The following is a 25,085-nucleotide window of genomic DNA, read 5'->3' as shown; positions in this document are numbered from 1 at the left end:
GATGCCGCTTTTGACAAGACAATCGGGTCCTGCTGCAAATGTTCCAAAGGACAGCAGGCATCGAGCCAAGGGCCGGATATCAGGCGGCGACCGTCTCGAACGGTTCCTTGGGCGGAAGGGCCGGGTTGTAGGCGAAGCGGCCTTGGCTCTTGCGGATACGGATCGTGCACCGCTCGGGACGGGACATCTACAGCAGAACGCCGGACCTGCAAATGGCCGCTGCGTGGAATGGTAAGGCGATCAGGAGGTTCAGAGAGTTCAGCACCTGCGCGTTGACGCTATAATCACTCTGCCGCCAGCGGTGAGGAATATCCGGCCGCCGGACGTGGATCCGCCGGTTGCCTTGACGACATTGTCAGTGTTGCCGGCCAATGCGTAGACATTGCCGCCATTGGCGCGAATCTCGGCATTGGCGGCTGCAATGGTGCCGGAGTTGACAGCTTCTGTGTCAGGGCCGCCGAGCGCCACCGACAAAAGCCCGTCCGCACCCGCGACGTCCTTCAACAGGACCTCGTAGCCGGCAGCAAGCCCGGCGGTGCCATTCGGCGCTTCCAGACTGCCGCTGTTTTCGACCCGTCGGGCGATCAGGGCGATATCAAACTACTGCGAACGGATCGTGCCGGCATTCACCACTTCCGCCTCGCTTGTGCCGGATAAGGTCAGGCTGCCGTCGTTGAGGAAATCCGCATCCGTGACGTCATGCGTGGAGGCGACGAACGAGCCGCCCGTTGCGACCATGCCGCCGTTGCCCACGACGACGCCTGGCGGATTGATAAGGAAAACACTGCCGTTCCCGGTGACGTTACCGTCGATCCGGCGGAGAAATCACTCCAGTTAATGATGCCGGATTCAGTCGTCTGGCTTATATCCATACGCGAACCGCTTGCCGATATTGTCCCATTGTCGGCAGTGAAATCTCCACCTGAAGGTAGAGCATCACCGGCAATAGCAACGGTGGGAACAAGCGCCGTGGTCAACAATAGGTATGCCGTCAGCGCACAGGTGTAGTGAGCGCCCCTGCTTGAGTCCCCAGTTTTCGTCCGAGCGTCCGGACCCCAGATACTAGTCATGCCGAATTCGCTCTCAATACACACTGGTTGTATTTCGGAAACCACCTACCAATTCTGATCATTTCTTACGGATTAGAACGACGAATGATCGGACCAATACCGAGTGTTCTCCCATGATCGCTCTGGAGAGCTGGGCCTCGGGTGTGCCTTGTATCGTGGGGCCGGCTGGTGATGTGTATTCCGGCGTGTCTTCGCGCCTGGCTGAATTTCTGGTCGAGCCGCGCGTAGATGATCCCTCTGCAATCAGTGATCGAATTGATCTGGTTTTGGCGCACCGCGATGAAATTTCCGAGCTTCTGGGCAGAAGCCGTGAGGCCTATCAACGGATGTTCAGGGAGAAGCGCGAACAGCTTCTCAGGGCATTATATGAGCAGTGATCGGGAACGTTTGAAGAGAGGTGTGTTCCCGCATCCTGCAGCCGTGGTGGAAATGGCTGTTTCCTGAGCCATAAAACGACACGATCACCCGACCCTGCGCCCGTCCGCATCGAAGATGTGCAGCGCATCCGGCGCGACCTTCAGAGGTAGGAGCGCGCCCGTCGGCGTTTCGAGAGCGGGGGGCAGGGTTGCGACCACCTTGTGTTCGCCAAGCAGGCCGGAGACAACCACTTCCGGGCCTGTCATCTCTGCAATTTCGGTGCGTGGCGCGAGGGTGGCCTCCTCGGCATTTTCCGCCATATGAAGCGCTTCAGGGCGAATGCCGATGATAATGGGCTGGTTTTCTTCCAGAAGGCCGGAAGATGTCGCGGGAAGATCGAAGGCGGTGTCCGTGCCTTCCACAATTGCCCTGTTCCCGGCAACACGGGCAGGAAGCATGTTCATGGGCGGTGAGCCGACGAACTCGGCGACATATCTGGTCGCGGGCGTGTTGTAGATTTCCGCCGGGGTTCCGAACTGCTCGACACGGCCGTTGCGCATCAGGGCAACCTTGGTTGCGAGCGTCATGGCTTCGATCTGGTCATGGGTGACATAGACCACCGTGGTCTTGAGCATGGCGTGCAGCCGCTTCAATTCGGCGCGCATTTCCATGCGCAACTTGGCGTCCAGATTGGAAAGCGGTTCATCGAACAGGAAGACTTTCGGCTTGCGGACAAGCGCGCGCCCGATGGCGACACGCTGGCGCTGACCACCGGAAAGCTGACCGGGTTTCCGGTCCAGCAGGTTTTCGATCTTGAGCAGGCGCGCGGCCTCCTGAACGGCGGCGGCGCGCTCTTCTTTCGCCACACCGCGCATTTCCAGACCGAACCCGATATTGCGCGCGACGGTCAGGTTTGGATAAAGCGCATAGGACTGGAACACCATCGCGATGTCGCGGTTCTTCGGCGCAACGCCCAGAACCGAGCGGTCCTCGATACGTATGTCGCCGGCAGTCGGATCGGCCAGTCCCGCAATCATGTTGAGAAGGGTGGACTTGCCGCAGCCCGAAGCGCCGAGAAGCACAAGGAAATCACCGCTCTCCAGGCTGATGTCGATGCCCTTCAGGGTCTCCACACTGCCGTAATTCTTGCGGATGTCGACGATTTCGAGTTCGCTCATGGCGAAGTCTCCCTCAAGGCTGTTTCAAGCTGAAAATCATAATGGCGGGGGGCGGTGGAGATCGCCTGCGAAGCGATTGCCACGCCTGTTGCAAGGCAATGCTCCAGCGGCGCGTGCTGTGCGCAGGCGGCCAGAAAACCTGCATTGAAGACATCACCCGCACCGATGGTGTCGATCACCTCAACGCTGGGGGCTGGAACCCTCACGATCCCGTCTTCGGCGCTGAGGCCGAGCGCGCCCAGTGGCCCGAGCTTCACGATCAGCGTCGCGTCGGGCTTCATCATGGCTTTCACGTTGCGCGCGGCATCGTGTTGCTCAGATTGGCCCGAGAGGCTGGCGACCTCGTTTTCGCTGGACAGGACATAGTCGCAGGCACCCAGCCACTGGCGGGCTCTTGCGCGGTTTTCCGCGGTCCAGCCGCCCACCGGCCAGCCCGTGTCGAGCGCGACCTGAATGCCGTTTTTCTGCGCGATCTCGAAGAAGTGTGCGTAGTCGTCGGTGAGGCGGTTGGTAAGAAAAGAGCCACAAAGGAGAGCGATCCCGCCCTTGAGCGCCTTAATGTCGAGGCTTGCCAGCACGTCCTGTATGGACATGTGGGGCAGGTGCCCGTGTGTGGTGAAGAAGGTGCGTTCATTGTTGGGATGCGTGATGCCGACTGAAAGTGTCGTGCTGCCCTCGCATGTGGGCCAGTCTTTGCCCAACTGGCCGAATGACTTGCGAAGCCAGCCGCCATATTCGTCGGAGCCGACGGTTGCGGATATCTGGTGCGGGATGTTGAGCGCCTGCCAGGCGAGACTGGTGTTGCCAGCCGACCCGCCGACCCGAAGTTCATCATGGTCGACGAGGATTTCGGTGCCGGCCTGAGGCCAGGCGGGCGCGGGGCCAAGGATGAGGTCGACATTCACATTGCCGATGACTGCAAGCGGCAGCATCACTCGCTCCTTGTGATCTTCGAAGAGCGAACGGGTGTTCCAGCGTCGCTGACCCGGGCGACTGCGAATTCGAGCATGAATGTCTGGGCGAGCGGCAGCAGCGCGAAGATCGCTGCGAGCCCGGAATGGGCTCCGGCCGACAGCACTGTGACGCCGGAATGCCGGAGAGGGGCTGAAGACGCATCGAACAGGATGACAGGCGAGCCTGCCTCGGCAGCAGAGCGCGCCATGCGATCAACAAGCGAAGCAGTGGCGTCTTCGGCCTTGAAGAGTACGACGCCAACATCGGGGCCAAGCATTTCCATGGGACCATGGCGCAATTGCCCGCCTTCGAGAGCGAAGCAGGGCAGGCGGGAGAGTTCCGTCAGCCCCAGCGCGAGCGCTTCGGCTGCGCCCTGCAGCGTGCGACCGGAAACAACGATGGACTGCACCTGATCGAAGGCATTCACGAGCGCTGAAACGGGCGCGGCTTGCGGTGATTGCAGGACGTTCTGGGCTGCCGAGACATCAACGCCCATCGCATCGAGAACGGCCATGTGCATGGCCAGCGTGACCGTCAGGCTGCGGGTGGCCGCGAAGGCGGTTTCCACGCCTCCGGCTCCGACCATGGAAGGCGCATGTGCGGCAAGCGTGGAGTTCTCTGCAAGGGTGAGGCCGAACACATCGCTGTCGCAGGCAGGGCTTTCATCCAGCCAGCGGAGTATTTCCGCACTCTCGCCCGATTGCGAGGCAAGCAGGATGGTGCGCCCGGCGATTGGCAGCGGCTGGCCGAGCTGTTCCGATAGCGGAAGCGACAGCGCCTCGATGCCCGCCTCCCGGTAAAGCGGTTCAACCATTCTGGCCACGGCGTGCGATGCGCCCATGCCAAGCATCAACAGGTTTCCGGTCTTCTTGAGCGAAGCGGCGATCTGCATTGCCATGCTGTGGTTTGCCGTGAATGTGGCGCGGGCGTCCGGGTGTTGTCGCGCCATTTCGGCATCGATGGCGAGAGCGCCCTGTGGGCGTGGCTGCCTGTTCATCCCTTCACGCCCCCGCTGGTGAGGCCGGAAATGAGCGCCCGCTGAAGAAGCGCACCGATAAGGACCGGCGGCAGGGCCGCGAGTACGCCGGCGGTGGCGATCAACCCGTAATCGGAGACACGTCCGCCCGCCAGATCCGCGATGGCGACCGTCAGGGTCTTGGCGCGCAGATCGGATGTGAAGAGCAGTGCGTAGAAGAACTCGTCCCATGCCAGAAGGAATGCGAACAGCGCGGAAGTGGCGATGACGGGCGTCGCGAGCGGCAGAGTGATGATGCGCAGCGTCTGAAACAGGTTTGCGCCATCCATCATGGCGGCCGCCTCAAGCTCGCGCGGGATGCCATCGAAGCCGGATTTGAGAAGCCAGGTCGTGAATGGTGCAAGGATCGAGAGATAGACGAGCGCCAGACCGAACACCGAATTGAGAAGCTGCAGTTTCGCAAGCCCCATGAAGAGGGGGACAGACAGCGCGACGGGCGGCAGCATGTAGGTGAGGATGACCATGGAAAGCGACCAGCCGACGGCTGGCGTACGCGACACGGCCCATGCGGCGGGAACGGAAACCGCCAGCGCCACAAGGGTGGCCATGGTGGCGACTTTCAGACTGTTGAACAGGGAGGCGACGAAGGCCGCGCCGGCGCTGTTTTCAACGGTGGAAAGAAGAAACTGATAGCGCGACCAGTCGAAGGTTTCCGGCCACCACTGCAATGGCTTTGCAGTGAGCTGCGTGGCAGGCGATACGCTCATGATCATGAGCCAGAACAAGGGCGCGAGGATGACGGCGGCGAGCAGAAGCGCGGTCGCATAGATGAAGAGCGTGAAGGGCAGGCTGCGGTGTTCCATTATGACGAACTCCCTGCCGCTTTGCGGATCAACATGGTGTAGACGCCTGCCAGAACGGTGACGAGGAGCGCGATGATCAGCGCCAGTGAGGCGCCTGAGCCCGCGCGCTGGAACGAGAAGGCTTCCTGATAGACGAGAATGGACAGGGTGCGCGTGCTGTTTGCCGGTCCGCCGCGCGTCATGACCCAGATGATGTCGAACACCTTGAAGGCCTCGATGGTGCGCAGCACGAGCGCGACCATGAGCGGGCCGACCAGATAAGGCAGCGTCACATGGCGAAACCGGGAGAAGGGACCCGCGCCATCAACCAGCGAGGCGGAGGTGATCTCGCGCGGCACCATCTGAAGTGCGGCAAGGGCGATCAGTGCAACGAGCGGGAAATTCTTCCAGGCATCGGCGATGATGAGCGCGGTCAGAGCGGAGGCCGGTTGCCCGAGCCAGGACTGGTAGTCGGTGGTAAGCCCGAGCTGGGTAACCAGCGCGTTCAATGCGCCATATTGCGGATTGTAGATCAGACGCCACAGCGTGGCGTTCACCACCGTCGGCAGCGCCCAGGGCAGGATGAGCAGCGCGCGCAGCAGTGTGCGGCCATAGAAGGCCTGGTTCAGCAGGAGCGCGGTCAGCACGCCGAGTACCATTTCAAGCGTCACTGAAACGACGGCGAAAATGGTGGTCGTGGAGAGCGTGTCGAGAAACCGGCTGCTTGAGAGCATCCGGGCGTAATTGTCCAACCCCACCCAGTCACCGCCAGTGCCCACGAGCCGGGCATCGGTGAAGGACAGGCGCAGCGTATCGAGAAGCGGCCAACCGACAATAGCGGTCATGACCACCAGCAGCGGCAGCATCATAAGCCACGCGCGCATGGTCAGGCGGGTGCCAGACACGGTGCACCTCCAGCGTTCGAGATATTCAGATACATGAAAGGGGGGCGGGGCGCATGGCCCCGCCCGGCCCGGAGTGGCTTACAGGCCGCTGTTCTCAACAGCGGACTGCAGGGCGTCTTCTGCGGAAGACTGACCGAGCAGCGTTTCCTGAATGGCCTGCTGAAGCGCAGCGGAGAGTTCCTGATAGCGCGGCGTCGTGGGACGCGGATACATCGCGGCGAGACCCTTGCCGGCAGCAGCGATAAGCTCTTCCTGTCCGCTGGTCACGGCTTCGTCTTCATAGGACGAGGCCCAGATCGGCAGGCTCCCCTTCGCATATTTGTCCTGAACGTCCTGCGAGGTCATGTAGACGATGTATTTCCATGCTTCGTCCACATTCTCGCTGGTAGCCGGAATGCCGAGGCCCATGGAGCCGTTCACGGCGGAAACCTCGCTCTTGCCCTCAATGCCCGGCGCGGCGACAACGCCGACCTTGCCGGCAACCTTGCTGTCCTCGGAGCTGTTGGCGAGGTTGTACATATAGGTCCAGTTCAGGGCGAATGCGGCTTCGCCGTTCTGGAACACGTTGCGCACGTCCTCTTCCAGGAATTCCTTCGAGTTGGGGTTGGTGAGGCCGCTCTCATAGCTGTTTGCCATGTATTCGAGCGCGCTCAGGCCGCCCCCGCTCTGGAAGGCAGGCTTGCCTTCTGCATCGAGAAACGCGCCGTCATAGGCGCTGACCAGCGTGGTGTAGTCGCAGATCGCGGCTTCGGCCTGCGCCCAGCTCCATGCGATCGGGTGCTCAACGATGCCTTTCTCTTTCAGGATTTTGGCTTGCTCGGCCAGCTCGTCCCAGGTGGTTGGCGGGTTTGCGATGCCGGCCTTCTCGAGCATTTCCTTGTTGTAGAACAGGTACTTCGTGTCCAGAATCCACGGCATACCGTAGTACTTGTCCTGATACTGAACCGTGGTCCAGGCGCCGGGAAGAACCTCGTCCTTCATCGCGCCGGTGATGCGGTCGCTGACATCGACAAGGACGCCATTGGTTGCGTATTCGGCCGGCCAGATCACGTCGAACAGAACGATATCGTAGCCGCCGCCGGAACCCTGAGCGAGCACGGTCTTGTCATGCAGGCCCTCATAGGGAACGAATTCCAGGTTCACCTTGATGTCGGGATTGGCTTCGGTGAAGCGCTCCGTCATCTCGCGCACATCGCTCTCGCTGTAAGCGGCCTGCGCCATGAACAGGGCATTGAGCGTGGTCTCGGCATGGGCCTGCGGCACGAAGCATGCGCCGGCCAGAGCGGTCGCGAGCAGAGTTCTGCGGGTAATCTTCAGCATTTGTGTCTCCTCCATTTGCAGTTCCAATCCCCGGGGTTTGGGCCCGGGGCCTCCTTGTCTGTCGCTTTGTGCGACGCCGGCTTCGAACGTCCGGTGTTGCTGATCGATTAAATCAGTTGCCTTGACTTAATTATTTGTCGTTATTGTCTGAGCTGTCAATGGGAAATCTGATGGACGTGATTCGAAGTATCCGGGCGACGCCCGGAACCAACCAGGATGGGGCAAGCGCGCATAACCGGCGCGTGATCATTGATGCGTTGCGCATCAACGGTCCGATCTCGCGCGCCGATCTGGCGAGGGCGACGTCGCTGACGAAACAGGCGGTGTCCAACATTGTCGAGCAGCTCGCCAATGAAGGTTTCATCGAGGCTTTGCCCGCCGTGAAGCGTGGACGGGGGCAGCCTTTCACGCCCTATCAGCTTGTTCCCGAAGGCGCATTTGCAGTCGGTCTGCAGATCGATCGCTATGTGGTCAGAGCCGTGATGGTGGATTTTCTCGGCCAGCCAAGATTCAGGGCGCAGGCGGCGATTTCCAGCGAAGCGCCCGAGGATGGCGTCGAGATCATCTCCAAGTTGATCGATGGCCTGCGCGAGAAACTTGCCGCTTCCGCACCGGACTGGGACCAGCGTATCGTCGGGCTGGGTGTCGCGATGCCGGGGCCGTTCGGCGTGTCAGCCAATGCTCACAACAAGTGGATGATGTCGGCCTGGCAGTCCTATCCCTTGCGCGAAAAACTCGCTGAAAAAACAGGACTGGCACCGGAGATCCAGAACGATGCGGCGGCGTCCGCCATTGCCGAGCGCATGGTCGGAGCGGCCAACGCTGTGGACAATGCGGTCTGCCTGTTTCTTGGCTTCGGTATCGGTACGGGCCTTATCCTGAACGGTGACATCTTCCGTGGAGCGAATGGCAATGCGGGCGAGATCGGCATGGCGCTCGCCCCTTGCGTGGATGGTGAGACCACGCTGGAGCACAGCGCCTCGCTGGCCTCTCTCTACAGCGCATTGCAGATCGATCCCGCGCTGCCCGACATTTACGCGCGTGTGGATGCTCTGGTGCAGGCGAGAGATCCCGCACTGGAAAAATGGGTCATCTGCGCTGCCGAAGACCTGCGGCGCAGCATCCAGCTTCTGGAAAACCTCTTCGACCCCGAGACGATCATCTTTTGCGGCGGCGCGCCCGAGTCGCTCGTCTCAAGGCTTATCGATGAAATGCAGCCGCTTCTGCCGTCTATTGTCGCGGACCGGGTGCGCAGTGTTCCAAGGCTCCAGCTTGGCAGGACCGATCCGTGGTCGGTTGCTCAGGGGGCGGCCGTCGAGCCGATCAGCCGAACCTTCGATCCGCGCTATTCGGCTCTTTGGAAGGGGCAGCCCAAAGTCGACTGATGGCAATCCATTCGTCAGGCAGCAGGGCCTCAGTGGTGTTCACGAGGAGGCCCGGCCTTCATCTTCGGCGCCGTCGCGTCGCAGCTTTCTGATGATCATCGGAAGGACGATAATCGCCACGCCAAGCGCGATGATGGTCAGGGAAACCGGACGGCCGAAGACGAATAGCGGGTTGCCTTCTCCCAGGCTCAGCGTCTGGCGGAGCCGGTCCTCGATGATCGGCCCCATGACGATGCCCATGATGAGCGCGACGACCGGCCAGCCAAGACGCAGCAGGACATAGCCCACCACGCCGGCTGCAAGCGCCACACCGCAATCGAACAGACGGCTGTTCACTGCGTAGATGCCGATCAGCGAGACCGCGATCACGCAGACCGCGAGGATCGCGGGCGGCACTTTGACGATCATGGCGAAGGGGCGCAGCAGGAGTGCGAGCATCGCGAAGGCGACGACGTTGATCAGCAGCATCGACCAGTAGAGCGTCGAGATCAGCTCCGGCTCCTTGATGAGGAGCAGGGGCCCTGGATAGATGCCGTTGAGCGTGAAAATGCCGAGCAGCACGGCGCTCAGCGCCTCACCGGGAATGCCGAGTGTGAGAAGCGGGATCAGCGCGCCTGCGGGCACGGCATTGTTGCCGGCTTCCGAGGCCACGCACCCTTCCGGATTTCCCTTGCCGAAACTTTCGGGGTCGCTGGAACGGCGCTTGGCCACATCGTAGGAGATGAAGGAGGCAAGCACCGAACCCGGCCCCGGCAGGAGGCCGATGAAGGTTCCCAGAACGCCGGAGCGGATAAGGGTTCGCCAGTATCGCAGCGTTCCGATGATGCGCGAAAAATCGAGTGTGTTGCGCCCGAGATCCAGCCGGTCCGTCTTGAGAATGCCCTGCTCGAGAAGCAGCAGAGACTGGCCGATGCCGAAGATGCCAAGCACCAGCGCGACAAGATCGAAGCCGTTCTGCATCGGCCAGAAGCCGAAGGTGAAGCGCGCGCTCAGTGTCGGACCGTCAATGCCGATGGTGGAGAGGAAAAGCCCGACGCCAAGGAGAAGAAGGCCGCGTGAAAGCTGATCGCGGAAGGACACGACGACGAGCGTGACGCCGAAAAGTGCCGCGACCAGGTATTCCGGCGGCCCGAAGCTTGCTGCCACGTGCGAAAGGAGCGGCGCGAGCATGATGAGGATGACGATGCTGACGAGACCGCCGCCGAGGGAACCCACGAGTGCTGCGGAAAGCGCGGTCTGCGCCTCACCGCGCGCGGTGAGCGGAAACCCGTCAAACGCGGTGACGATGGAGGAGGGGACGCCCGGTGTTCGCAACAGGATTGCGGGAACCGCGCCACCGAAATAACCGCCGCAGAACACGCCGAGCAGAAGCGAGAGCGCCACGGACGGTTCCAGCGAAAAGGTGAAGGGAAGGAGCACCACCATGCCCACCATCGGGCCGAGCCCCGGCAGAACGCCCACGATGATGCCGACCGTGGTGCCGATGACCAGCGCAACGATGTTTGCGAACGAGAAGGCCTGGCTGAAGCCCTGTGCAAGAAATTCCATGAGTTCAGGCCCCGATCATTTCAAACAGCCAGGGTGCTGGAAACCAGATGTCGAGAAAGGTTTTGAAAGCGAGGTGCACGGTCAGGGTCATGATGGCGGCGATGGCGACGGATTGCCAGGGACGCCGATAGACCATCAGGAGCCCGATGAGCACAGCCAGAAAGGTTGCGGCGGAAAGGCCAATTGCAGAAATGCCCAGCGGATAGAGGCACATCAGAACGAACAGCGCTGCGGCGCGTCCGGGGAAGCCATTCCCGTCCACATGGAAGGGCAGGCCTGCACGGTGGCGCAGCAGGCGCAGGATGGCAGGAACGGCCGAGAGAGCCGTTCCTGCCAGAACGATCATCGGGAAGATCAGCGGCCCCTTGTAAAAAGGGTCCGGACCGGACCGGTCGACCAGCCAGGGCGACAGGATGAAAAGCACGGCGGCTGCCAGGCCGATCCCGGCAGCCAGTGTTTCATGCCCTGACGGCGCTTCTGCCGCGCTGGCGCTCTCTTCGTCCGTCCGGTTCGTCATGGGTGACTATTCCATGATCCCGAGATTTTTCATGGTCGTGCCGAATTCGGCCAGCTCGCGATCCATGCGCGCGCGCGCCTCATCGGGCCCGCTGGAATGCGGCACGACGCCGACATTCTCGATCACCTCGGCCACTTTCTCGTTCTTCATCGCGGAGAAGAACGCCGCGGAGAGCTTGTCGACGATTTCCTTGTCGGTCTGCTTGGGAACGAAAGCGCCGAACCAGATCGAATAGGCGTCACCATAGCCCTGTTCGGACACGTTGGGCACATCGGGATAGGCCGGCAGACGGTCGGGAACCATGGCTGCCAGGATCTTCATCTTGCCGGCGTCGATGTAATCGGTCAGGCCCGGCGTTGAGAAGGTGATGACATCGGCATCGCCCTGCACGACCAGAAGCGGGTTCAATTCGGAATAGGCGGTCTCCTTCCACTCGAAGCCGCCGGTTTCGGCCACTTTCATGGCAATCAGGGTCGGTACTGCTCCAAGGCCCCAATGCGCCAGACGCAGTTCGTTCTTCTTGCCGTATTCGGCGAGCTCATCGAGATTGGAATAGGGAGCGTCAGCGCGCGCGGCCAGCGTGAAGGGGCTCGACCACACCAGGCCGAGCGGCTGGAGGTCATCGTTTTTGTATGGCGTCTTGCCGCGCAGCACCTGTGTGATCATCGGGCCAATGGAAACCAGTCCCATCGTGTAGCCATCGGGACGGGCGTTCGCCAGATCGGCAGCGCCAAGCACCGCGCCGCCGCCGGGCTTGTTGACCACCTTGACCGGCACGCCAAGTTCATCCGACATCACCGGCGCGATTGCGTTGGCGACCAGCGTGGACGGATCGTTCGGCGCGGGCCACGGAATGATGATCTGGATCGGCTTCGACGGCCAGTCGGCCATGGCCGCCCCCATCGAGACGCCGAGAACGGCGGTTGCAGCGAGCGCTGCGCGTAACAACTTACCAAACATGTTTTCCTCCCATTTCGTTTTTCAGGCCCGTTTCAGGTTTCAGCCTCCTCGGCCGGGCGGGCAGCCCGGTGGCTCATCATTGGCTGCAGCTTGTCGAGAAGCGAAAACAGGGTCTCAAGTTCGCCCGGCGTCAGCGCCGCCACGACAAGCTGGTTGCGCTCAAAGGCGCGTGCGAGAATGCGCCGGTGCACATCCGCGCCTTCGCCGGTCGTGCGCAGGCGGATCGTCCTCTGGTCGTCCGGATCGGGTTCCGCCTCCACGAGCCCCTTTTTCGCCAGCACATTCACGACGCGGCTCAACTGCCCCTTGTCGATGAGCAGGGTGCGGGCCACTTCGAAGAAGCGCACCGGCTCCGATGCAGCGATGATGCCGAGCACCCGCCACTCCACGATGCGAAAGCCGAATTCCGTCGCAAGCCATTGCTGCGCGATGCGGTCGCCCGCCGCGCCAAGCATGGCGACGCGGAAGGTGAGCAGATCACGAATGTCGCCGATCCGTGGATGGAGCGCGACGGTCTCGTCTGGTCCTATCGATGCTGGCATGCTGCCTGCCATTGCTTTCCGCTCGACATCGTTGCGTTTGTCAACGATATCGTGTTTAGTTTTGTTGTCTTTGTCAACGGTCTATCGAGCGGAGTCCCATGTCGGGTAAGCCCAGGAACATCCTTTTCATCATGTATGATCAGCTGCGGTTCGATTATCTGAGCTGCGCGGGGCATCCCTGTCTGGAGACACCGAATTTCGACCGGGTTGCATCCATGGGCGTGCGGTTCACGCGGGCCTATGTGCAGTCGCCCGTGTGCGGCGCTTCGCGCATGAGTTTCTACACCGGCCGCTATGTGCATTCCCATGGCGCGAGCTGGAACGGCTTTCCCCTGAAGGTCGGCGAGATCACGCTCGGCGACCATCTGAGGCGGCTCGGCATGGATGCGGCTCTTGTCGGCAAGACGCATATGCGGGTGGATGCCGACGGCATGGAACGGCTTGGCCTGACGCGGGACTCGATCATCGGCGCACGGGTGGCCGAATGCGGCTTCGACATCTTCGTCCGTGATGACGGCCTGTGGGGTGAGGGGCCGGCCGGCCACTATGATACGGGTCCGCAGCCCTATAACGACTACCTCAAGGAGAAGGGCTATCCGGGCTCAAACCCCTGGCATGACTTCGCCAATTCCGCGGTCGATGACGATGGCGACATGGCGTCCGGCTGGTTCATGGAAAACGCCGACAAGCCGGCAAATATCGCGGAAGAGGATTCCGAGACGCCCTGGCTGACGCGCCGGGCGGAAGAGTTCATCGCGTCGCGCGGCGACAGGCCGTGGCTTTGCCACCTCTCCTACATCAAGCCGCACTGGCCCTACATCGTGCCCGCGCCTTATCACGACCTCTATTCCGCGCGTGACGTTATCGCGCCGGTTCGTTCCGAAGGTGAACGGCAGAACCCGCACCCGCTTTATCGCGCCTTCATGGACAACACGATCGGGAAGGCCTTCCGCCGCGACGAGGTGCGCGAGAAGGTGATCCCGGCCTATATGGGTCTCATCAAGCAATGTGATGACCAGCTTGGGCAATTGCTGGACTTTCTGAAACGGTCGGGCCGTCTGGAAGACACGATGATCGTCATCACCTCAGACCATGGCGATTACCTTGGCGATCACTGGCTGGGCGAGAAGGATCTCTTCCACGAGCAGTCGGTGAAGGTGCCGATGATCATTTTCGATCCTTCTGCGAAAGCTGACGCCACGCGCGGACAGGTCTGCGACGCGCTGGTCGAGTCGATCGATCTGGCGGCAACTTTTGTCGAATTCGCCGGCGGCGAGGTGCCTGATCATGTGCTGGAAGGCCGTTCTCTGATGCCGTTCCTCCACGGTGAAGAACCATCCGAATGGCGGGATTTCGTGATTTCGGAATATGATTATTCCCAGACCTCGATGGCCGAGGAACTGGGCGTGCCGCCCAAACAGGCGCGGCTTTTCATGGTTGCGGACAAGCGCTGGAAGTTCACGCATGTCGAGGGTTTCCGCCCCATGCTGTTCGATCTCGTGAACGACCCCCAGGAGCTGCGTGATCTTGGTGATGATGCGGAGTATGAGGACATCCGGCGTATGATGGCGGAACGCCTTGCGGAATGGGCGCGCAGGCCCTCGCAGCGAACCACGAAATCCGACGCGCAGATCATCGCCGGGCGTAATGGCTCCGACGGCAAGGGCATCCTGATCGGTGCCTATGAAGAAGCCGATATAGGGCCCGAGTTCACCGAGCGGTACAGGGGCAAGCCGGGGCGTTAGACCCGCGCGGCTGGCCACTCATCGGGAAGCCTCAGCGTGAAGGTGGAGCCGATCCCGGCGGTGCTGACGAAGTCTAGCCTGCCGCCGAGAAGCTCGGCGAGCTGGGCGGAGATGCTCAGTCCAACGCCGGTACCGGGAACCTCTTGGGCGGTGCTCGCCCGGAAGAAGTGGCCGAACAGCTTGTCCTGCTCCTCTGCCGGAATGCCGATGCCCTGATCCTGAACCGAAAAACAGATCTGCCGGTTCTCCGCGCGGACGCCGATCAGCACGGTCTCGGTCTCTGGCGAGTATTTGACGGCGTTGGAGACAAGATTGGTCAGAACCTGCTCCGCCAGAAACGGGTCCGACACGAAGGAGGGCGGAACTTCGTCGCCGATCACGATGTCGATGGCCCGATCCGGCGTCTCCGTGAGCTGGCGGGCTTTTACCCGTTCCAGAAGAGCGGCGATGTCGCAGTTTCGCGGCTTCATTGCGACCTGACCGGTATCCAGACGGATAACCTCAAGCGTTGCCTCGATCAGTCTGGTCAGATCGCCCACCTCCGAGCGCACCTGAAGCGCGCGGCGTTGGATCTCGGCCTGGTCCATGGCGTCGCCGCTGCGCAGAATGCGCTGCATGGAAGAATCGATCACGGCAAGCGGGGTCCGAAACTGATGCGACACCAGCCCGACGAAACTGCGGTATAGCTCTGCGCTTTCGCGCTCGCGCGAGAGCGACATGCGAATGCGCTGTCTCTCCGCCATGGTCCGGAGCATCATGACCGACAGGAAGATGCCGAGCGCGATGATCCCCAGGATCGACACGATGACCTGAATGATGGCCGCCTGCTGCCTGTCGAGGCGCGCGCCGGTTGCATCCCAGTGTTTGACCATGGAGCGATTGGCTGCGCGACCGAGATCCCGACTGAGGGTTTCAAGCAGTTCGTGGATCGAGAGCGCCACCGTGGCGTCGCCGAGGGCGAGCGTGTGCAACTCGGTCTCCAGTGCCCGGATGGCGCTGTCCTGCCGGGCAAGGCTCTCTCCCATGCCCAGTTCTTCCATATAGCGTGCCTGCGGACCTTCGGTGAGAAGGGCGAGACGGCTCAGGAGCACGTCATAGCGCCGCGCGATATCCACCTCGCTATCCGGAATGGAGCTTTTCTGCGAGACCGCCACATCAAGCAGCAACGCGGCCGATTGCGCCTGCGATATGGACCACAGCATGTTGTCGCCCTGGCTGCGCCGTATCTCCGCCTCGGTGTCGAGCAGGCGGATGAGGGCGAAGACCAGCAGCACCGCGAAGGCGAGGATCGTGACGCCAACCGTGACATAGGCGAAGAGGTCGCTTCCGCGCTTCATTCCACGTTCAGCCGAACGAGTTGCCAGACCCAGCGATAGTCATAGCGGATGTCCTGCAATGCGTCGTGATCGTCGCGCGGATAAACGATCCACAGAGGCCCCTTGTCGCTTGGCTGGAGCCTTTGGCCGTCCATATGCGTTGCGACGAGAACATCGAAGCGCGAGAAATCTTCCATCGGAATGTCGATGATGTAGTCGTTGATGGCGCTTGCCGTCACCGTTTCTCCGTGCGCCCCGAGATAATCGAGCAGATCGCGCATCAGGAAACCGTCGAAGCGGCGAACCCCGTCGGTCACAACCGTTGTTGTCTCGACGGATTTCTGCGGCAGCGCCGCCAGCATGGCCTCGTCAAAGAGCGCTCTATCATCGGCATTCGTACGTTTGATACTGCCGGTCACCGTCAGCACCACATCTCCGGTCGGGGAGGACAGATTGTCTTCTCCGGCAAGGGCTGGCGGCAGGAACGCGACAAGCCCGGCGCCGATAAGCGCGATGCGCGCAAGTCTTCTGATCTGCCCTGTCCGCGATGCATCCGACCGCGTTTCGCAAGCGCCGGCCATGCCGGCGAAAGTGTTTTGCGACATTGGTGTTCCCCCGTTTCACCGCCCCGCACCATCAAACTCTCAAGGACGCGCGCGTTCAAGGGCCGATGGCTGCAAGAGCGAAGTCTGATCCGCTGAGAGACCGGTTAGCAGGCATGGGTGATGAAGGGGTGAAGGTTTGGCGCGGGCCGAAATGATGCTCCGGGGCGTCCAGCGTGTTGTGGACGCCCCGGAATGGCGCTGCCGCGGGAGGTCAGCCGTTCGCGGTCGCCGGATCGGGGTTGGCGCGCGGCGGCTGATAGGACGCGGCCTTCTCCTTGAGGCTGGAGAATTTCTTCGAAAGCTGTTCAAGCTTTGCTTCCCAGGCAGGGTCCGGAACCTGCCCCTTGATGGTGCGGAAATAGACTTCCATCATGCAGGTTATGGCAAATGGCTCCAGCAGCGCCGCCTTGACCGACCATGCGAAAAGCAGGGCGAAGACAACGCCACCGGCCGACCATGCGCCGGGAATGAGATAGACGGCGAGGCCCGCAGGCGCGAGCATGATGAGGAAGACGACGAAGGACAGCCCGTAGACGATGAGCGCCAGCCAGGCCGCGTTCTTGAGCATCGGCTTGTAGTTCTGGGCGTAGAGCACCAGCCCGGTCCGCGCGGATTCCCAGGCATTGTCGGAATTGGTGCGGATCGCAAATGCCAGGATGACTTCATCGATGAAACCCACCGCAATGCGCAGGAAGGCGTGAATGATCGAAACGAACTGCTGTGCGCCCGGGATCGGCAGAATGCTCACCATGCCGCGCACCAGCCCGGTGATTGCGCGCAACACGCCCTTGACCAGCTGATCGATGCCGAAAAGCACGCTCGCCTGTACAAAGCGCCGCGAAATTTCCTCACGGGCATAGGAAACCTGCGAGCGTCCTTCGGGCAGTTCTTCCCCGTCGAGCAATTTTACAAGCACGGCGATATGGCCAGCCTTGACGACATAGAGAACATATTCCCGCAGCAGATACATCACCGCGGCGACCACGCCGAAGCCGATGACGCCGCCCCACATGGTCGTCGTCGCCTGAAAGTCGGGATCACCGAACCCGCCGATGCCCCAGCCGACGCCGGCGCCGACACCGGTGACGAGAACATAGGCCACGGCAGCGCCGAAATAGACCGCCATTCGCAGCACAATGAACGGCATTGTCCGGGCCATCAGCCCCAATGCGCGCCCTATGGAAAAATCCCACATTCCCTTGTCTCTCCGACGATTGAATCAGTTTTGCAAAAACTATTGACGATAGGGAAGATGCGCCCCCTTCATTTGAACGGGGATATACAGGAGGCTTTCGAACACAACCGGTTGGACAGGCGGCATGGATGCACGGGCGCGTCATTCTTGACGGGGTGTCGTCGGAGGCTCACGCATGTCATTCTATGGGTTGGCGACAGGGAAGGGGGAACACGGGCGGCAATGGCAGGCAACGGATCGAAACCAATTATTCTGTGCGTCGAGGATGAGCGCCATCTGCGGCAGGACATCATCGATGAACTCGGGATCGCCGGCTATGAGGCGCTGGCGGCCAGAGACGGGCGCGAAGCGCTCGCCATGCTGGAGACAAGCCGCCCGGATCTCATTCTCTGCGACATCACCATGCCGCGACTGGACGGCTATGGATTGCTGGAAGCGGTGCGCAGCAGCCATCCCGGTCTGGCGGATGTGCCTTTCGTGTTTCTGACGGCGCTCGACGAGCGTGACGCCGTCATCAATGGCAAGCGTGCGGGCGCTGATGATTATCTGGTCAAGCCGATCGACTTCGACCTGATGCTTGCCACCATCGAGGCGCGGCTGCGACAGGTGGAGCGACTGGGACAGGGCGCGGGGCGCGAATTGGACGCGATGCGTCAGGCGCTGACCGACGCACGCGCCGGCACGGCTGCCGGCATGCGGCGCGTTGTCGATCTTCTCTCCTTCGGTGTCGTTCTGGTGTCGGGCTCTGGTGTTGCATTTGCCAATCGCGCGGCGCAGGCCATTCACCGGGCCGGCGACGGTCTGGTCATCGACAGGGCGCTTCGGCCTGCCTCCTCCAATCTCGCGGCTGAGATGAAATCGTTTCTGGCCGAGGCCTGCGAGGCTGCCCGGCTTGGCCGGGATCACCTTTCGAGCCTGTCGGTGCCGCGCCTCTCCGGTCAGCGCGACTTTCTGCTCACGGCCTGCGCGCTGCCCGATACAAGTGAGGCCATGAATGGAGATGCGCAGGCGGTGGTGTTCATCTCCGATCCCGAGCGCCGTCCTGCGGTTCCTGACGAACTGCTTGCCAAGCTGTTTGACCTGACGCCGACAGAGGCACAGGTCGCGCGCGCTCTGGCGCATGGTCGGCGAACCGATGAGATCGCTCAGGATCTTGCCGTGTCACCCACCACGGTCGCGTTTCATCTGCGCAATCTTTTTGGAAAGACGGGCACCCATCGGCAGGCGGATCTGATCGTGCTGCTTTTGACCGGGCTTGCATCCATCTCGGGGCCGGAATTGGAAGCAGCTCCACAGCCGCAAACTTGAAGCGCCCGGTGTGCTCGGCTTTGGGAACATCGCGGCGACCTTTCCGCGATGCTCCAGATTGCAGGCAAGTTATCGATTGTTGATTGACCCGGCAGCCCCCCGCCCCCGGGCGAAGTGAACCCCAACAGTTTCATGGAGACCACCGGAGAGCTTATCCATCTGGTCGAAGAGCGCGCCCTTCGTTTGAATAGGGCGGCTAACTTTTTTTCGAAGCGCCGCCCTGTATGGCGTCATCCGGCATTTTCAGCTTCGGCCGTATTCGAGTGTCCGCATCACGCCGCGCAGTTCGGCCAGCCCTTTCAGCCTGCCGATGCCGGAATAGCCGGGATTCACACGCTTGCCGAGGTCGTCCAGAATGGCGTGCCCATGGTCGGGACGCATGGGGATCTGCCCGCCGCGCCGCCTTTCTTCATCAAGTAGGGCAGCGACCACGGCGATCATGTCGGTATCGCCATCCAGATGCTCTGCTTCATGGAACGAGCCGCACGGCTCCCTCTTCACATTGCGCAGATGCGCGAAGTGAATATGTGGCCCAAGCGCCTTCGCCATGGCCGGAAGGTCGTTTGCCTGGTTCGCGCCGAGCGAGCCGGTGCAGAAGGTCAGGCCGTTTGCCCTGGACGGAACGGCATCGAGCAGCGCCTTGAGGTCGTCATGCGTTGAAACGATGCGCGGCAGGCCGAACAGCGGGAACGGGGGATCGTCGGGGTGGATCGCCATGACCACACCTTCCTCCTCCGCGACCGGCATGATCTCCCGGTGGAAGGCCGCCAGATTTTCGCGCAGGCCATCGGCCGAGATGTCGCGATAGGTATCCAGCATGCGCCGGAAGCTCTTGCGGTCATAGACGAATTCACGGGCCGGAACCCATTCGATGAGATTGCGCTCCAGCCGCGCCAGATCGCTTTCGCTCATGGTTTTCAGGCGCTCGCGCGCGGCCTCCACGCGCTCGGCCGGGTGATCCGTCTCTGCGCCCGGACGTGCGAGGATGAAGAGATCGTAGACGCAGAACTCGATTGCATCGAAGCGCAGCGCCGTCCCGCCATGCGGCATCGGATAGTCGAGATCCGTGCGCGTCCAGTCGGTGATGGCCATGAAGTTGTAGCAGATGGTGCGCACCCCGGCGCGGGCGACATTGCGGATCGAGGTCTTGTAATTGTCGATCAGGGTACGGAAATCGCCGCTGCGCGTTTTGACATGCTCATGCACGATAACGCTTTCCACGACCGACCATTCGAGGCCGGCCTGCTCGATTTCGTGCCGGCGTTTGTCGATCTCGTTCTGCGGCCAGGCGCGGCCGTCATTGAGATGATGCAGGGCGGTGACGATGCCTGTCGCACCCGCCTGCCGCACATGGGCGAGCGTCACCGGATCGTCCGGGCCAAACCAGCGCCACGTCTCTTTCATTGGGTGATGTCTCCTCGAGCGTAATGGGCAAGGGCCGCCGAAACGCCATCATCCGAGATGCGCTGAAAGGCTTCGATGACGGCGGGCAGATATCGGTCGATCCCGTCGAAACGGGCCGCTTCAAGAACAGCGGCGACGGTGCCGGCAGTGTTGTCTGTGTTCGCGATGGCCGCTTTCAACGTCTCATCCAGCGGATCGGTGAAGGCGCGCGGCTCGCATCTGTTGGCGAGTGCTGCAATCCAGAGTGCAACACCGGCTGCAAGATGCGGCGCATCTCCGCCGGCATCCAGCCGCTCCAGCAGTGGACTGATGAAGCGCTGCGGCAGTTTCTGGGAGCCGTCATTGGCAATCTGCGCCGTGCGATGGTGCAGCGCCGGATTGGCGAAACGATCTGCAAGCCGCGCGGTGTATTCGTCGGGCATCAGGCCGGCATGGGCGGAGAGCGTCCGGGCAGATTCCCGCCAGAGCCCCTTCACGAAACCATGGATAACCGGATCGGCAAAGGCATCCGCCACGGTTTCGCGCCCGAGCAGTTGCCCGGCATAGGCGAGGGCTGAATGCGCGCCGTTCAAAAGCCGGAGCTTCATCTCTTCGAAAGGGGCGACATCGGTGACCATCTCGACGCCATGGCGCTCCCAGGCGGGCCTGCCCATCGGGAAATTGTCTTCCACCACCCATTGCTTAAAGGGCTCGGTCACGACGGGCCATGCATCTTCCGCGCCCAGCGCCTGTGCGACACGCTCGCGGTCGGCATCCGTGGTCGCCGGAACGATGCGGTCCACCATGCTCGATGGGAACGCGACATTGTGCTCGATATACCGGCCCAGTTCCGGGTCGCGGAGGGTCGCAAATTCGATAACGAGGCGGTGCGCCGTCAAGGTTTAGCCGAGCCTCTGGCTTGTCTCTGCATCGAACAGATGCGCCTTGTCTGCCTGCACGCCAAGGCGCACGGTGTCGCCGGCACGTATGTTCACGCGGTCGCGGAGCAGGGCCGAAACGATCTGGTCTCCGAGGCGAACCTGAACCAGCGTTTCAGAGCCCGTCGGCTCGACATTGGTTGCAACGGTCTCGAACCCTTGGCCATCGTCCGCCAGGTGAAGATGCTCCGGCCGGATGCCGTAGACCACCTTGCCGACTGCCGGCGGCGCGCCTTCGAACGGCAGTACCGCCCCGGCTTCGACGCGAACGCTCTTGCCACCATCGGCAATGACGCCCTGTAGAAGGTTCATCGAGGGAGAGCCGATGAAGCTTGCCACGAATGTGTTGTTCGGGCGGTCGTAAAGGTCCAGTGGCGCGCCGACCTGCTCCACGATGCCGTCGCGCATGACGACGATCCGGTCAGCCATGGTCATGGCCTCGATCTGGTCATGCGTCACATAGACCGTGGTGGTTTTCAGCCGTGCGTGAATGTCCTTGAGCTCCGCGCGCATCTGCACGCGCAGCTTGGCGTCCAGATTGGAAAGCGGTTCGTCGAACAGGAAGACCTGCGGATTGCGCACGATGGCGCGCCCCATGGCGACGCGCTGGCGCTGACCGCCGGACAGCTGGCGCGGATAGCGGTCGAGATAATCGGCGAGGCCGAGAATGCCGGCGGCTTCGCGCACGCGCTGGTCGATCTCGTCTTTCGGGCGTTTGGCGAGCCTGAGCGAAAAGCCCATGTTCTCGGCAATCGTCATGTGCGGATAAAGCGCGTAGTTCTGGAACACCATCGCGATGTCGCGGTGCTTGGGCTCCACATCGTTGATGACGCGTCCGCCGATGCTGATCGTGCCGCCGGAAATGTCCTCAAGTCCGGCAATCATCCGCAGCAGGGTAGACTTGCCGCAGCCGGAAGGTCCGACCAGAACCACGAACGCGCCATCCGGCACGTCGACGGATACGCCTTTGATGGTTTCGAGCTGTCCGTAGAATTTGCGGACATCCTGGATGTCGACTGAAGCCATGGTTACCTCGAGGCGTAAGCGGGGTGTGACGTTGAAAGAGCCTCTGCAACGCGGATTGCGGCAAGAAGGCTCAGACCGGTGTGATATCCGGGGTCCAGATCTGGCGTGGCGGGCACATAGTCGGTGGGGCCATCCGCCGTCCGGGTCTGGTAGGCAATGGCCGGCGCACCGCGCCAGTAATATTCAAAGAATGCGCTGTCCGCCTGCTGCCAGATGGCGAGGCTGTCGGCGCTGCCGGTGAGCTGATGGCAGAGCGCGGCGGTGCGGATGGTTTCCGGCAGCGACCACCATGGCCGGTAAGGGGTGAGCTTTTTGCCGGAAGAAACCGAAACGGTCAGATGCAACCCGCATTCGGCGAAGCTTGCCCGAAATGAAGCGATCAGGATGCGCTCCAGCGTGGCGACCAGCGCCGGGTTGTTTCGAACGGGCGCGTGGTCCAGCGCAAAGCCCGCAAACTCGATCCCGTGTCCGACATTGCAGTCATCGCCGCCGGGCACATTGCGCAGCAATCCGGTTGTCTCGTCTAGATGGTACTCGATGACATGATCGATGAAACGCTGCGCATAGGCGGTGTGGTCCGAGAGGCCGCAGCGTTCCAGCATGCCGGCAGCGCCGAGCAGAATCATGCGCGGCCCGAAATCATCCAGTTCGCAGGCCAGCGCTTCGCCGCCCAGAGGCTTTTCCTCACCCATCTGGAAGCGGCCATCCTCGATTGCCGCAATCACATCGGCGAGATAGCGCAGATGTTGTGGCAGCTCTTCGGGGGCATAGCGCGAAGCTGCAGCCACCAGCCCCTTGGCGGTGAATGCGTCGGAATAGGTGAACACGTCTCCTGCCGGTTCCTGGGCAGTCACCGCACTATCGTCTGCCGCGCGGACAGGCCGAAGCCCGGCATCGTAGCGGAAATAGGCATGGCCATCACGCCCCCGCAGCTCTTTCAGGAGCCCAAAGAGTGCGCGCCCGGCCTCATCAAGGCGCTGAGAAAGCGCTGCGTCACGGGTCTCGAAAAACGCGGCCTGGCTCACAAGCGCTTCAAGACCACGCCCCTGAATCCAGCCATAGGTGTAGTCCGGCCCGCGCAGCCCGTCGGCCTCGCCATAATCGGCAAGGGTCAGGCTGTTCATCTTGGTGTTCAGGAAGCCCGCCCTGAGCGCGGGGCGGTCCAGCATCCACTCAAGCGTTCCGGCATTTGCCGATGCGTAGCGGGTGGCTGCTTCCTGAAAGAAGGCGTTCTCGGCGGTCATTCCTTCATCCCCGTGCTGGCGACGCCCTGCACGAAGTTGCGGCGCAGGATCACGAACAGGGTGATGGAGGGCACGAGCACGGCCGCAGACGCTGCGCTCAACCGGCCAAGATCGACCGTAAAGCCGGTCTGGAAGAGGGCGAGGCCAACCTCGATCGTGTAGCTGTCGCGTGTCGTCGTCACGATCATCGGCCAGGCGAAGGAGGTCCATGCCTGGAAGAAGGCGAGAACGGCGAGCGCCCCGAGCGCGCCTCGCAGCAGCGGCAGCACGATCTTCCAGAAGATCCAGAACTCGCCGGCCCCATCAATGCGCGCTGCCTCAAGCAATTCGTCTGGAATGGAGTGCATCACGTTCTGGCGAACCAGGAAGATGCCGAAGCTCATGACCAGATAGCCAAGCAGCAGACCCCAGAGGGAATTGAGGACGCCCAGCGCCTGCGCCTGGAAATAGAGCGGGATCATGTACACCTCGAAAGGCACGATAGCCGTGGCGAGGATCAACATGAAGATGATGTTGAGTGAGCGGAACGGAAACTTGGCCAGCACATAACCGGCGATGGCCGAGGTGATCACAATCGCCACCATGGAAAGGGTGGAGAAGGCGACGCTGTTGAAGATCCAGAGCGGCAGCGGTGTGTCCGCCAGCACCGAGCGGAAATTCTCCAGCGTTGGATCGGACGGGATCAGGCGCGGCGGCCAGGCGAGCATTTCCTGCGGCGTCTTGAAGGCGTTCGAAACGAGGAACACCAGCGGCAGGATCATCAGGATGGAGAAGCAGAACAGGAACACATCGATGGCAAAGTCGATGAGCTTGCCCTTGGTTCTCATGCGCCCGCCGGCTTTCGGGTGCGCGCTGGAGGCGGCGATGGTCTGTGTCATTTCCGCCCCTTTTCCCTGAGCAGGCCGAACTGGATAAGCGTCAGAACGAGAACGATGGAGAGAAGCACCACGGCCTCGGACGCCGCATAGCCGACGCGGTAATTGCGGAAGCTGTTTTCGAGCATGTCGAGCACCAGAACCCGAACCTGTCTGCCCGGCGCGCCCTGTGAGTCCGAGGCAAGAACGAAGGCCTGCGCATAGACATTGAAGGCCGAGATCAGCGTGACGACTGAAACATAGAGCGTGATGGGCTTCAGCATCGGCACCGAGACAAACCAGAAGCGCTGCACGCCGGATGCGCCATCAAGCTTGGCCGCTTCAAAGAGAGAGACCGGAAGGTTCTTGAAGCCGACCAGATAGATCAGCACGGCATAGCCGAGCGCCTGCCAGGAACACAGAATAATGATGCAGATCACCGAAAGAACGGGATCGAAAAGCCAGGCCTGCGCCGGAATTCCAAAAAATTCGAGCAGAGCGTTGAGTGGGCCGAGCTTGGCGTCGAAAATCCATTTCCAGGCCATTGCCGCCGGCACCAGCGACACCACATGCGGAATGAAGACCGATGTTTCGTAGAAGCCGGAGAAGCGCGAATGCGTACGGTGGTGGATGAGTCCGGCGATCACCATGGCGGTGGGCACCGTGAGAATGACCACGCCGAAAGCGATGATCGACGTGTTGGTCAGGGCATTCAGAAAGAGCTGATCGTGAAAGAGCTCACGGAAGTTGGCCAGGCCGACGAACGGTTTGTTCTTCGATAGGATGTTCCACTGATGCAGGCTCAGCCGCAATGTCTCGACGATTGGGTACATGCGCACCCAGGCAAAAATCGCCAGAGTCGGTAGGATTGCCAGAATGGCAAAGCGCCATCGCTTTTGTTGCAGCATTGTGTTCCC

At 61.7% G+C, this 25,085-nt stretch carries 25 protein-coding genes; 4 read left to right on the top strand and 21 right to left on the bottom strand.

Annotated features, from left to right (window positions below; translation table 11 throughout):
* Positions 1 to 258: 258 nt before the first annotated feature.
* Complete coding sequence (locus ACRTG1_RS02080; RefSeq protein ID WP_432515675.1) at positions 259 to 504, bottom strand: hypothetical protein; 246 nt, start codon at positions 502 to 504, stop codon at positions 259 to 261.
* 96 nt (positions 505 to 600) lie between these two features.
* Entirely contained in the window at positions 601 to 813 is a 213-nt protein-coding gene (locus tag ACRTG1_RS02075) for a hypothetical protein (RefSeq protein ID WP_432515769.1), read from the bottom strand.
* A 370-nt stretch (positions 814 to 1,183) separates the two neighbouring features.
* Here ACRTG1_RS02075 and ACRTG1_RS02070 point away from each other — a divergent pair, with 370 nt between their 5' ends.
* The gene (locus tag ACRTG1_RS02070; protein WP_162742421.1) at positions 1,184 to 1,447 is read left to right on the top strand and encodes a glycosyltransferase; all 264 of its coding nucleotides are present in this window, start codon (positions 1,184 to 1,186) and stop codon (positions 1,445 to 1,447) included.
* A gap of 84 nt (positions 1,448 to 1,531) precedes the next feature.
* Here ACRTG1_RS02070 and ACRTG1_RS02065 read toward each other — a convergent pair whose 3' ends face one another.
* The 6 genes from ACRTG1_RS02065 to ACRTG1_RS02040 form a co-directional block, all read right to left on the bottom strand.
* Positions 1,532 to 2,605 carry an ABC transporter ATP-binding protein gene (locus ACRTG1_RS02065; RefSeq protein ID WP_113156711.1) on the bottom strand — a complete coding sequence of 358 codons (1,074 nt, stop codon included), beginning with the start codon at positions 2,603 to 2,605 and terminating at the stop codon, positions 1,532 to 1,534.
* On the bottom strand, positions 2,602 to 3,537 hold the full coding sequence (locus ACRTG1_RS02060; protein ID WP_432515674.1) for a carbohydrate kinase family protein: 936 nt from the start codon (positions 3,535 to 3,537) through the stop codon (positions 2,602 to 2,604). The genes ACRTG1_RS02065 and ACRTG1_RS02060 overlap by 4 nt, the downstream gene beginning before the upstream one ends.
* Positions 3,537 to 4,556 (bottom strand): SIS domain-containing protein, encoded by a 1,020-nt coding sequence (locus tag ACRTG1_RS02055; protein WP_432515673.1) that lies wholly within the window; start codon positions 4,554 to 4,556, stop codon positions 3,537 to 3,539. The genes ACRTG1_RS02060 and ACRTG1_RS02055 overlap by 1 nt, the downstream gene beginning before the upstream one ends.
* Entirely contained in the window at positions 4,553 to 5,398 is an 846-nt protein-coding gene (locus ACRTG1_RS02050; RefSeq protein WP_113156714.1) for a carbohydrate ABC transporter permease, read from the bottom strand. The genes ACRTG1_RS02055 and ACRTG1_RS02050 overlap by 4 nt, the downstream gene beginning before the upstream one ends.
* Positions 5,398 to 6,282, bottom strand: a complete 885-nt coding sequence (locus ACRTG1_RS02045) for a carbohydrate ABC transporter permease (RefSeq protein WP_113156715.1) — start codon at positions 6,280 to 6,282, stop codon at positions 5,398 to 5,400. The genes ACRTG1_RS02050 and ACRTG1_RS02045 overlap by 1 nt, the downstream gene beginning before the upstream one ends.
* Before the next feature lie 78 nt (positions 6,283 to 6,360).
* Positions 6,361 to 7,602, bottom strand: coding sequence for an extracellular solute-binding protein (locus ACRTG1_RS02040; RefSeq protein ID WP_206545010.1), 1,242 nt, complete (start codon positions 7,600 to 7,602; stop codon positions 6,361 to 6,363).
* Between the two features lie 170 nt (positions 7,603 to 7,772).
* Here ACRTG1_RS02040 and ACRTG1_RS02035 point away from each other — a divergent pair, with 170 nt between their 5' ends.
* A complete protein-coding gene (locus ACRTG1_RS02035; protein ID WP_206552925.1) occupies positions 7,773 to 8,987 on the top strand; it encodes an ROK family transcriptional regulator in 1,215 nt (404 codons plus the stop codon).
* Between the two features lie 39 nt (positions 8,988 to 9,026).
* Here the strand turns inward: ACRTG1_RS02035 and ACRTG1_RS02030 are convergent, their stop codons facing one another.
* Genes ACRTG1_RS02030 through ACRTG1_RS02015 form a run of 4 tightly spaced genes read right to left on the bottom strand, consistent with a single transcriptional unit; the run spans position 9,027 to position 12,554 of the window.
* The gene (locus ACRTG1_RS02030) at positions 9,027 to 10,535 is read right to left on the bottom strand and encodes a tripartite tricarboxylate transporter permease (protein WP_113156718.1); all 1,509 of its coding nucleotides are present in this window, start codon (positions 10,533 to 10,535) and stop codon (positions 9,027 to 9,029) included.
* A 4-nt stretch (positions 10,536 to 10,539) separates the two neighbouring features.
* A complete protein-coding gene (locus ACRTG1_RS02025) occupies positions 10,540 to 11,052 on the bottom strand; it encodes a tripartite tricarboxylate transporter TctB family protein (RefSeq protein ID WP_432515672.1) in 513 nt (170 codons plus the stop codon).
* Positions 11,053 to 11,058: 6 nt separating this feature from the next.
* Positions 11,059 to 12,012 (bottom strand): Bug family tripartite tricarboxylate transporter substrate binding protein, encoded by a 954-nt coding sequence (locus tag ACRTG1_RS02020; protein WP_432515671.1) that lies wholly within the window; start codon positions 12,010 to 12,012, stop codon positions 11,059 to 11,061.
* A 32-nt stretch (positions 12,013 to 12,044) separates the two neighbouring features.
* Positions 12,045 to 12,554: a MarR family winged helix-turn-helix transcriptional regulator gene (locus tag ACRTG1_RS02015; protein WP_206548485.1), complete on the bottom strand. Its 510-nt coding sequence runs from the start codon at positions 12,552 to 12,554 to the stop codon at positions 12,045 to 12,047.
* A 98-nt stretch (positions 12,555 to 12,652) separates the two neighbouring features.
* On the opposite strand from ACRTG1_RS02015, the gene ACRTG1_RS02010 reads away from it, so the two are divergent.
* Entirely contained in the window at positions 12,653 to 14,299 is a 1,647-nt protein-coding gene (locus tag ACRTG1_RS02010; RefSeq protein ID WP_432515670.1) for an alkaline phosphatase family protein, read from the top strand.
* Here the strand turns inward: ACRTG1_RS02010 and ACRTG1_RS02005 are convergent.
* From ACRTG1_RS02005 to ACRTG1_RS01995, 3 genes are all read right to left on the bottom strand, one after another.
* Positions 14,296 to 15,636 carry a sensor histidine kinase gene (locus ACRTG1_RS02005; protein WP_432515669.1) on the bottom strand — a complete coding sequence of 447 codons (1,341 nt, stop codon included), beginning with the start codon at positions 15,634 to 15,636 and terminating at the stop codon, positions 14,296 to 14,298. The two genes, ACRTG1_RS02010 and ACRTG1_RS02005, sit on opposite strands and share 4 nt — an antisense overlap.
* A complete protein-coding gene (locus ACRTG1_RS02000) occupies positions 15,633 to 16,220 on the bottom strand; it encodes a molybdopterin-dependent oxidoreductase (protein ID WP_432515668.1) in 588 nt (195 codons plus the stop codon). Before ACRTG1_RS02000 ends, ACRTG1_RS02005 begins: the two co-directional genes overlap by 4 nt.
* A 211-nt stretch (positions 16,221 to 16,431) precedes the next feature.
* A complete protein-coding gene (locus ACRTG1_RS01995; protein WP_113156724.1) occupies positions 16,432 to 17,415 on the bottom strand; it encodes a hypothetical protein in 984 nt (327 codons plus the stop codon).
* 222 nt (positions 17,416 to 17,637) lie between these two features.
* Between ACRTG1_RS01995 and ACRTG1_RS01990 the strand changes: the two genes are divergently transcribed.
* Positions 17,638 to 18,723, top strand: a complete 1,086-nt coding sequence (locus ACRTG1_RS01990) for a response regulator (RefSeq protein WP_206545001.1) — start codon at positions 17,638 to 17,640, stop codon at positions 18,721 to 18,723.
* Between the two features lie 243 nt (positions 18,724 to 18,966).
* Here ACRTG1_RS01990 and uxuA read toward each other — a convergent pair whose 3' ends face one another.
* From uxuA to ACRTG1_RS01960, 6 genes are read right to left on the bottom strand one after another with little or no spacing between them, the layout of a single operon-like run.
* Complete coding sequence (gene uxuA / locus ACRTG1_RS01985) at positions 18,967 to 20,127, bottom strand: mannonate dehydratase (RefSeq protein WP_432515667.1); 1,161 nt, start codon at positions 20,125 to 20,127, stop codon at positions 18,967 to 18,969.
* Complete coding sequence (locus tag ACRTG1_RS01980) at positions 20,124 to 21,005, bottom strand: hypothetical protein (protein ID WP_432515666.1); 882 nt, start codon at positions 21,003 to 21,005, stop codon at positions 20,124 to 20,126. Before ACRTG1_RS01980 ends, uxuA begins: the two co-directional genes overlap by 4 nt.
* Positions 21,006 to 21,008: 3 nt before the next feature.
* On the bottom strand, positions 21,009 to 22,070 hold the full coding sequence (locus ACRTG1_RS01975) for an ABC transporter ATP-binding protein (RefSeq protein WP_432515665.1): 1,062 nt from the start codon (positions 22,068 to 22,070) through the stop codon (positions 21,009 to 21,011).
* 2 nt (positions 22,071 to 22,072) lie between these two features.
* Positions 22,073 to 23,314, bottom strand: a complete 1,242-nt coding sequence (locus ACRTG1_RS01970; protein ID WP_432515664.1) for a hypothetical protein — start codon at positions 23,312 to 23,314, stop codon at positions 22,073 to 22,075.
* Entirely contained in the window at positions 23,311 to 24,192 is an 882-nt protein-coding gene (locus tag ACRTG1_RS01965; protein ID WP_432515663.1) for a carbohydrate ABC transporter permease, read from the bottom strand. Before ACRTG1_RS01965 ends, ACRTG1_RS01970 begins: the two co-directional genes overlap by 4 nt.
* Complete coding sequence (locus ACRTG1_RS01960) at positions 24,189 to 25,076, bottom strand: carbohydrate ABC transporter permease (protein ID WP_113156729.1); 888 nt, start codon at positions 25,074 to 25,076, stop codon at positions 24,189 to 24,191. The genes ACRTG1_RS01965 and ACRTG1_RS01960 overlap by 4 nt, the downstream gene beginning before the upstream one ends.
* Positions 25,077 to 25,085 lie beyond the last annotated feature (9 nt).

The sequence above is a fragment of the Nitratireductor sp. PBL-C9 genome (assembly GCF_050877045.1).
GTDB classification, from domain to species: domain Bacteria; phylum Pseudomonadota; class Alphaproteobacteria; order Rhizobiales; family Rhizobiaceae; genus Nitratireductor; species Nitratireductor aquimarinus.
The sequence above is the reverse complement of the archived record's forward strand: the minus strand, read 5'-3'. Positions and strand labels throughout refer to the sequence as shown.

Coding starts and splice junctions, on each gene's coding strand:
- ACRTG1_RS01960 (WP_113156729.1), bottom strand. CDS start 25,076: ATGCTGCAACAAAAGCGATGGCGCTTTGCCATTCTGGCAATCCTACCG.
- ACRTG1_RS02000 (WP_432515668.1), bottom strand. CDS start 16,220: ATGTCGCAAAACACTTTCGCCGGCATGGCCGGCGCTTGCGAAACGCGG.
- ACRTG1_RS02035 (WP_206552925.1), top strand. CDS start 7,773: ATGGACGTGATTCGAAGTATCCGGGCGACGCCCGGAACCAACCAGGAT.
- ACRTG1_RS01990 (WP_206545001.1), top strand. CDS start 17,638: ATGGCAGGCAACGGATCGAAACCAATTATTCTGTGCGTCGAGGATGAG.
- uxuA (WP_432515667.1), bottom strand. CDS start 20,127: ATGAAAGAGACGTGGCGCTGGTTTGGCCCGGACGATCCGGTGACGCTC.
- ACRTG1_RS02010 (WP_432515670.1), top strand. CDS start 12,653: ATGTCGGGTAAGCCCAGGAACATCCTTTTCATCATGTATGATCAGCTG.
- ACRTG1_RS02065 (WP_113156711.1), bottom strand. CDS start 2,605: ATGAGCGAACTCGAAATCGTCGACATCCGCAAGAATTACGGCAGTGTG.
- ACRTG1_RS02005 (WP_432515669.1), bottom strand. CDS start 15,636: ATGAAGCGCGGAAGCGACCTCTTCGCCTATGTCACGGTTGGCGTCACG.
- ACRTG1_RS02025 (WP_432515672.1), bottom strand. CDS start 11,052: ATGACGAACCGGACGGACGAAGAGAGCGCCAGCGCGGCAGAAGCGCCG.
- ACRTG1_RS02070 (WP_162742421.1), top strand. CDS start 1,184: ATGATCGCTCTGGAGAGCTGGGCCTCGGGTGTGCCTTGTATCGTGGGG.
- ACRTG1_RS01965 (WP_432515663.1), bottom strand. CDS start 24,192: ATGACACAGACCATCGCCGCCTCCAGCGCGCACCCGAAAGCCGGCGGG.
- ACRTG1_RS02060 (WP_432515674.1), bottom strand. CDS start 3,537: ATGCTGCCGCTTGCAGTCATCGGCAATGTGAATGTCGACCTCATCCTT.
- ACRTG1_RS02020 (WP_432515671.1), bottom strand. CDS start 12,012: ATGTTTGGTAAGTTGTTACGCGCAGCGCTCGCTGCAACCGCCGTTCTC.
- ACRTG1_RS02030 (WP_113156718.1), bottom strand. CDS start 10,535: ATGGAATTTCTTGCACAGGGCTTCAGCCAGGCCTTCTCGTTCGCAAAC.
- ACRTG1_RS02055 (WP_432515673.1), bottom strand. CDS start 4,556: ATGAACAGGCAGCCACGCCCACAGGGCGCTCTCGCCATCGATGCCGAA.
- ACRTG1_RS02015 (WP_206548485.1), bottom strand. CDS start 12,554: ATGCCAGCATCGATAGGACCAGACGAGACCGTCGCGCTCCATCCACGG.
- ACRTG1_RS01970 (WP_432515664.1), bottom strand. CDS start 23,314: ATGACCGCCGAGAACGCCTTCTTTCAGGAAGCAGCCACCCGCTACGCA.
- ACRTG1_RS01975 (WP_432515665.1), bottom strand. CDS start 22,070: ATGGCTTCAGTCGACATCCAGGATGTCCGCAAATTCTACGGACAGCTC.
- ACRTG1_RS01995 (WP_113156724.1), bottom strand. CDS start 17,415: ATGTGGGATTTTTCCATAGGGCGCGCATTGGGGCTGATGGCCCGGACA.
- ACRTG1_RS02050 (WP_113156714.1), bottom strand. CDS start 5,398: ATGGAACACCGCAGCCTGCCCTTCACGCTCTTCATCTATGCGACCGCG.
- ACRTG1_RS02040 (WP_206545010.1), bottom strand. CDS start 7,602: ATGCTGAAGATTACCCGCAGAACTCTGCTCGCGACCGCTCTGGCCGGC.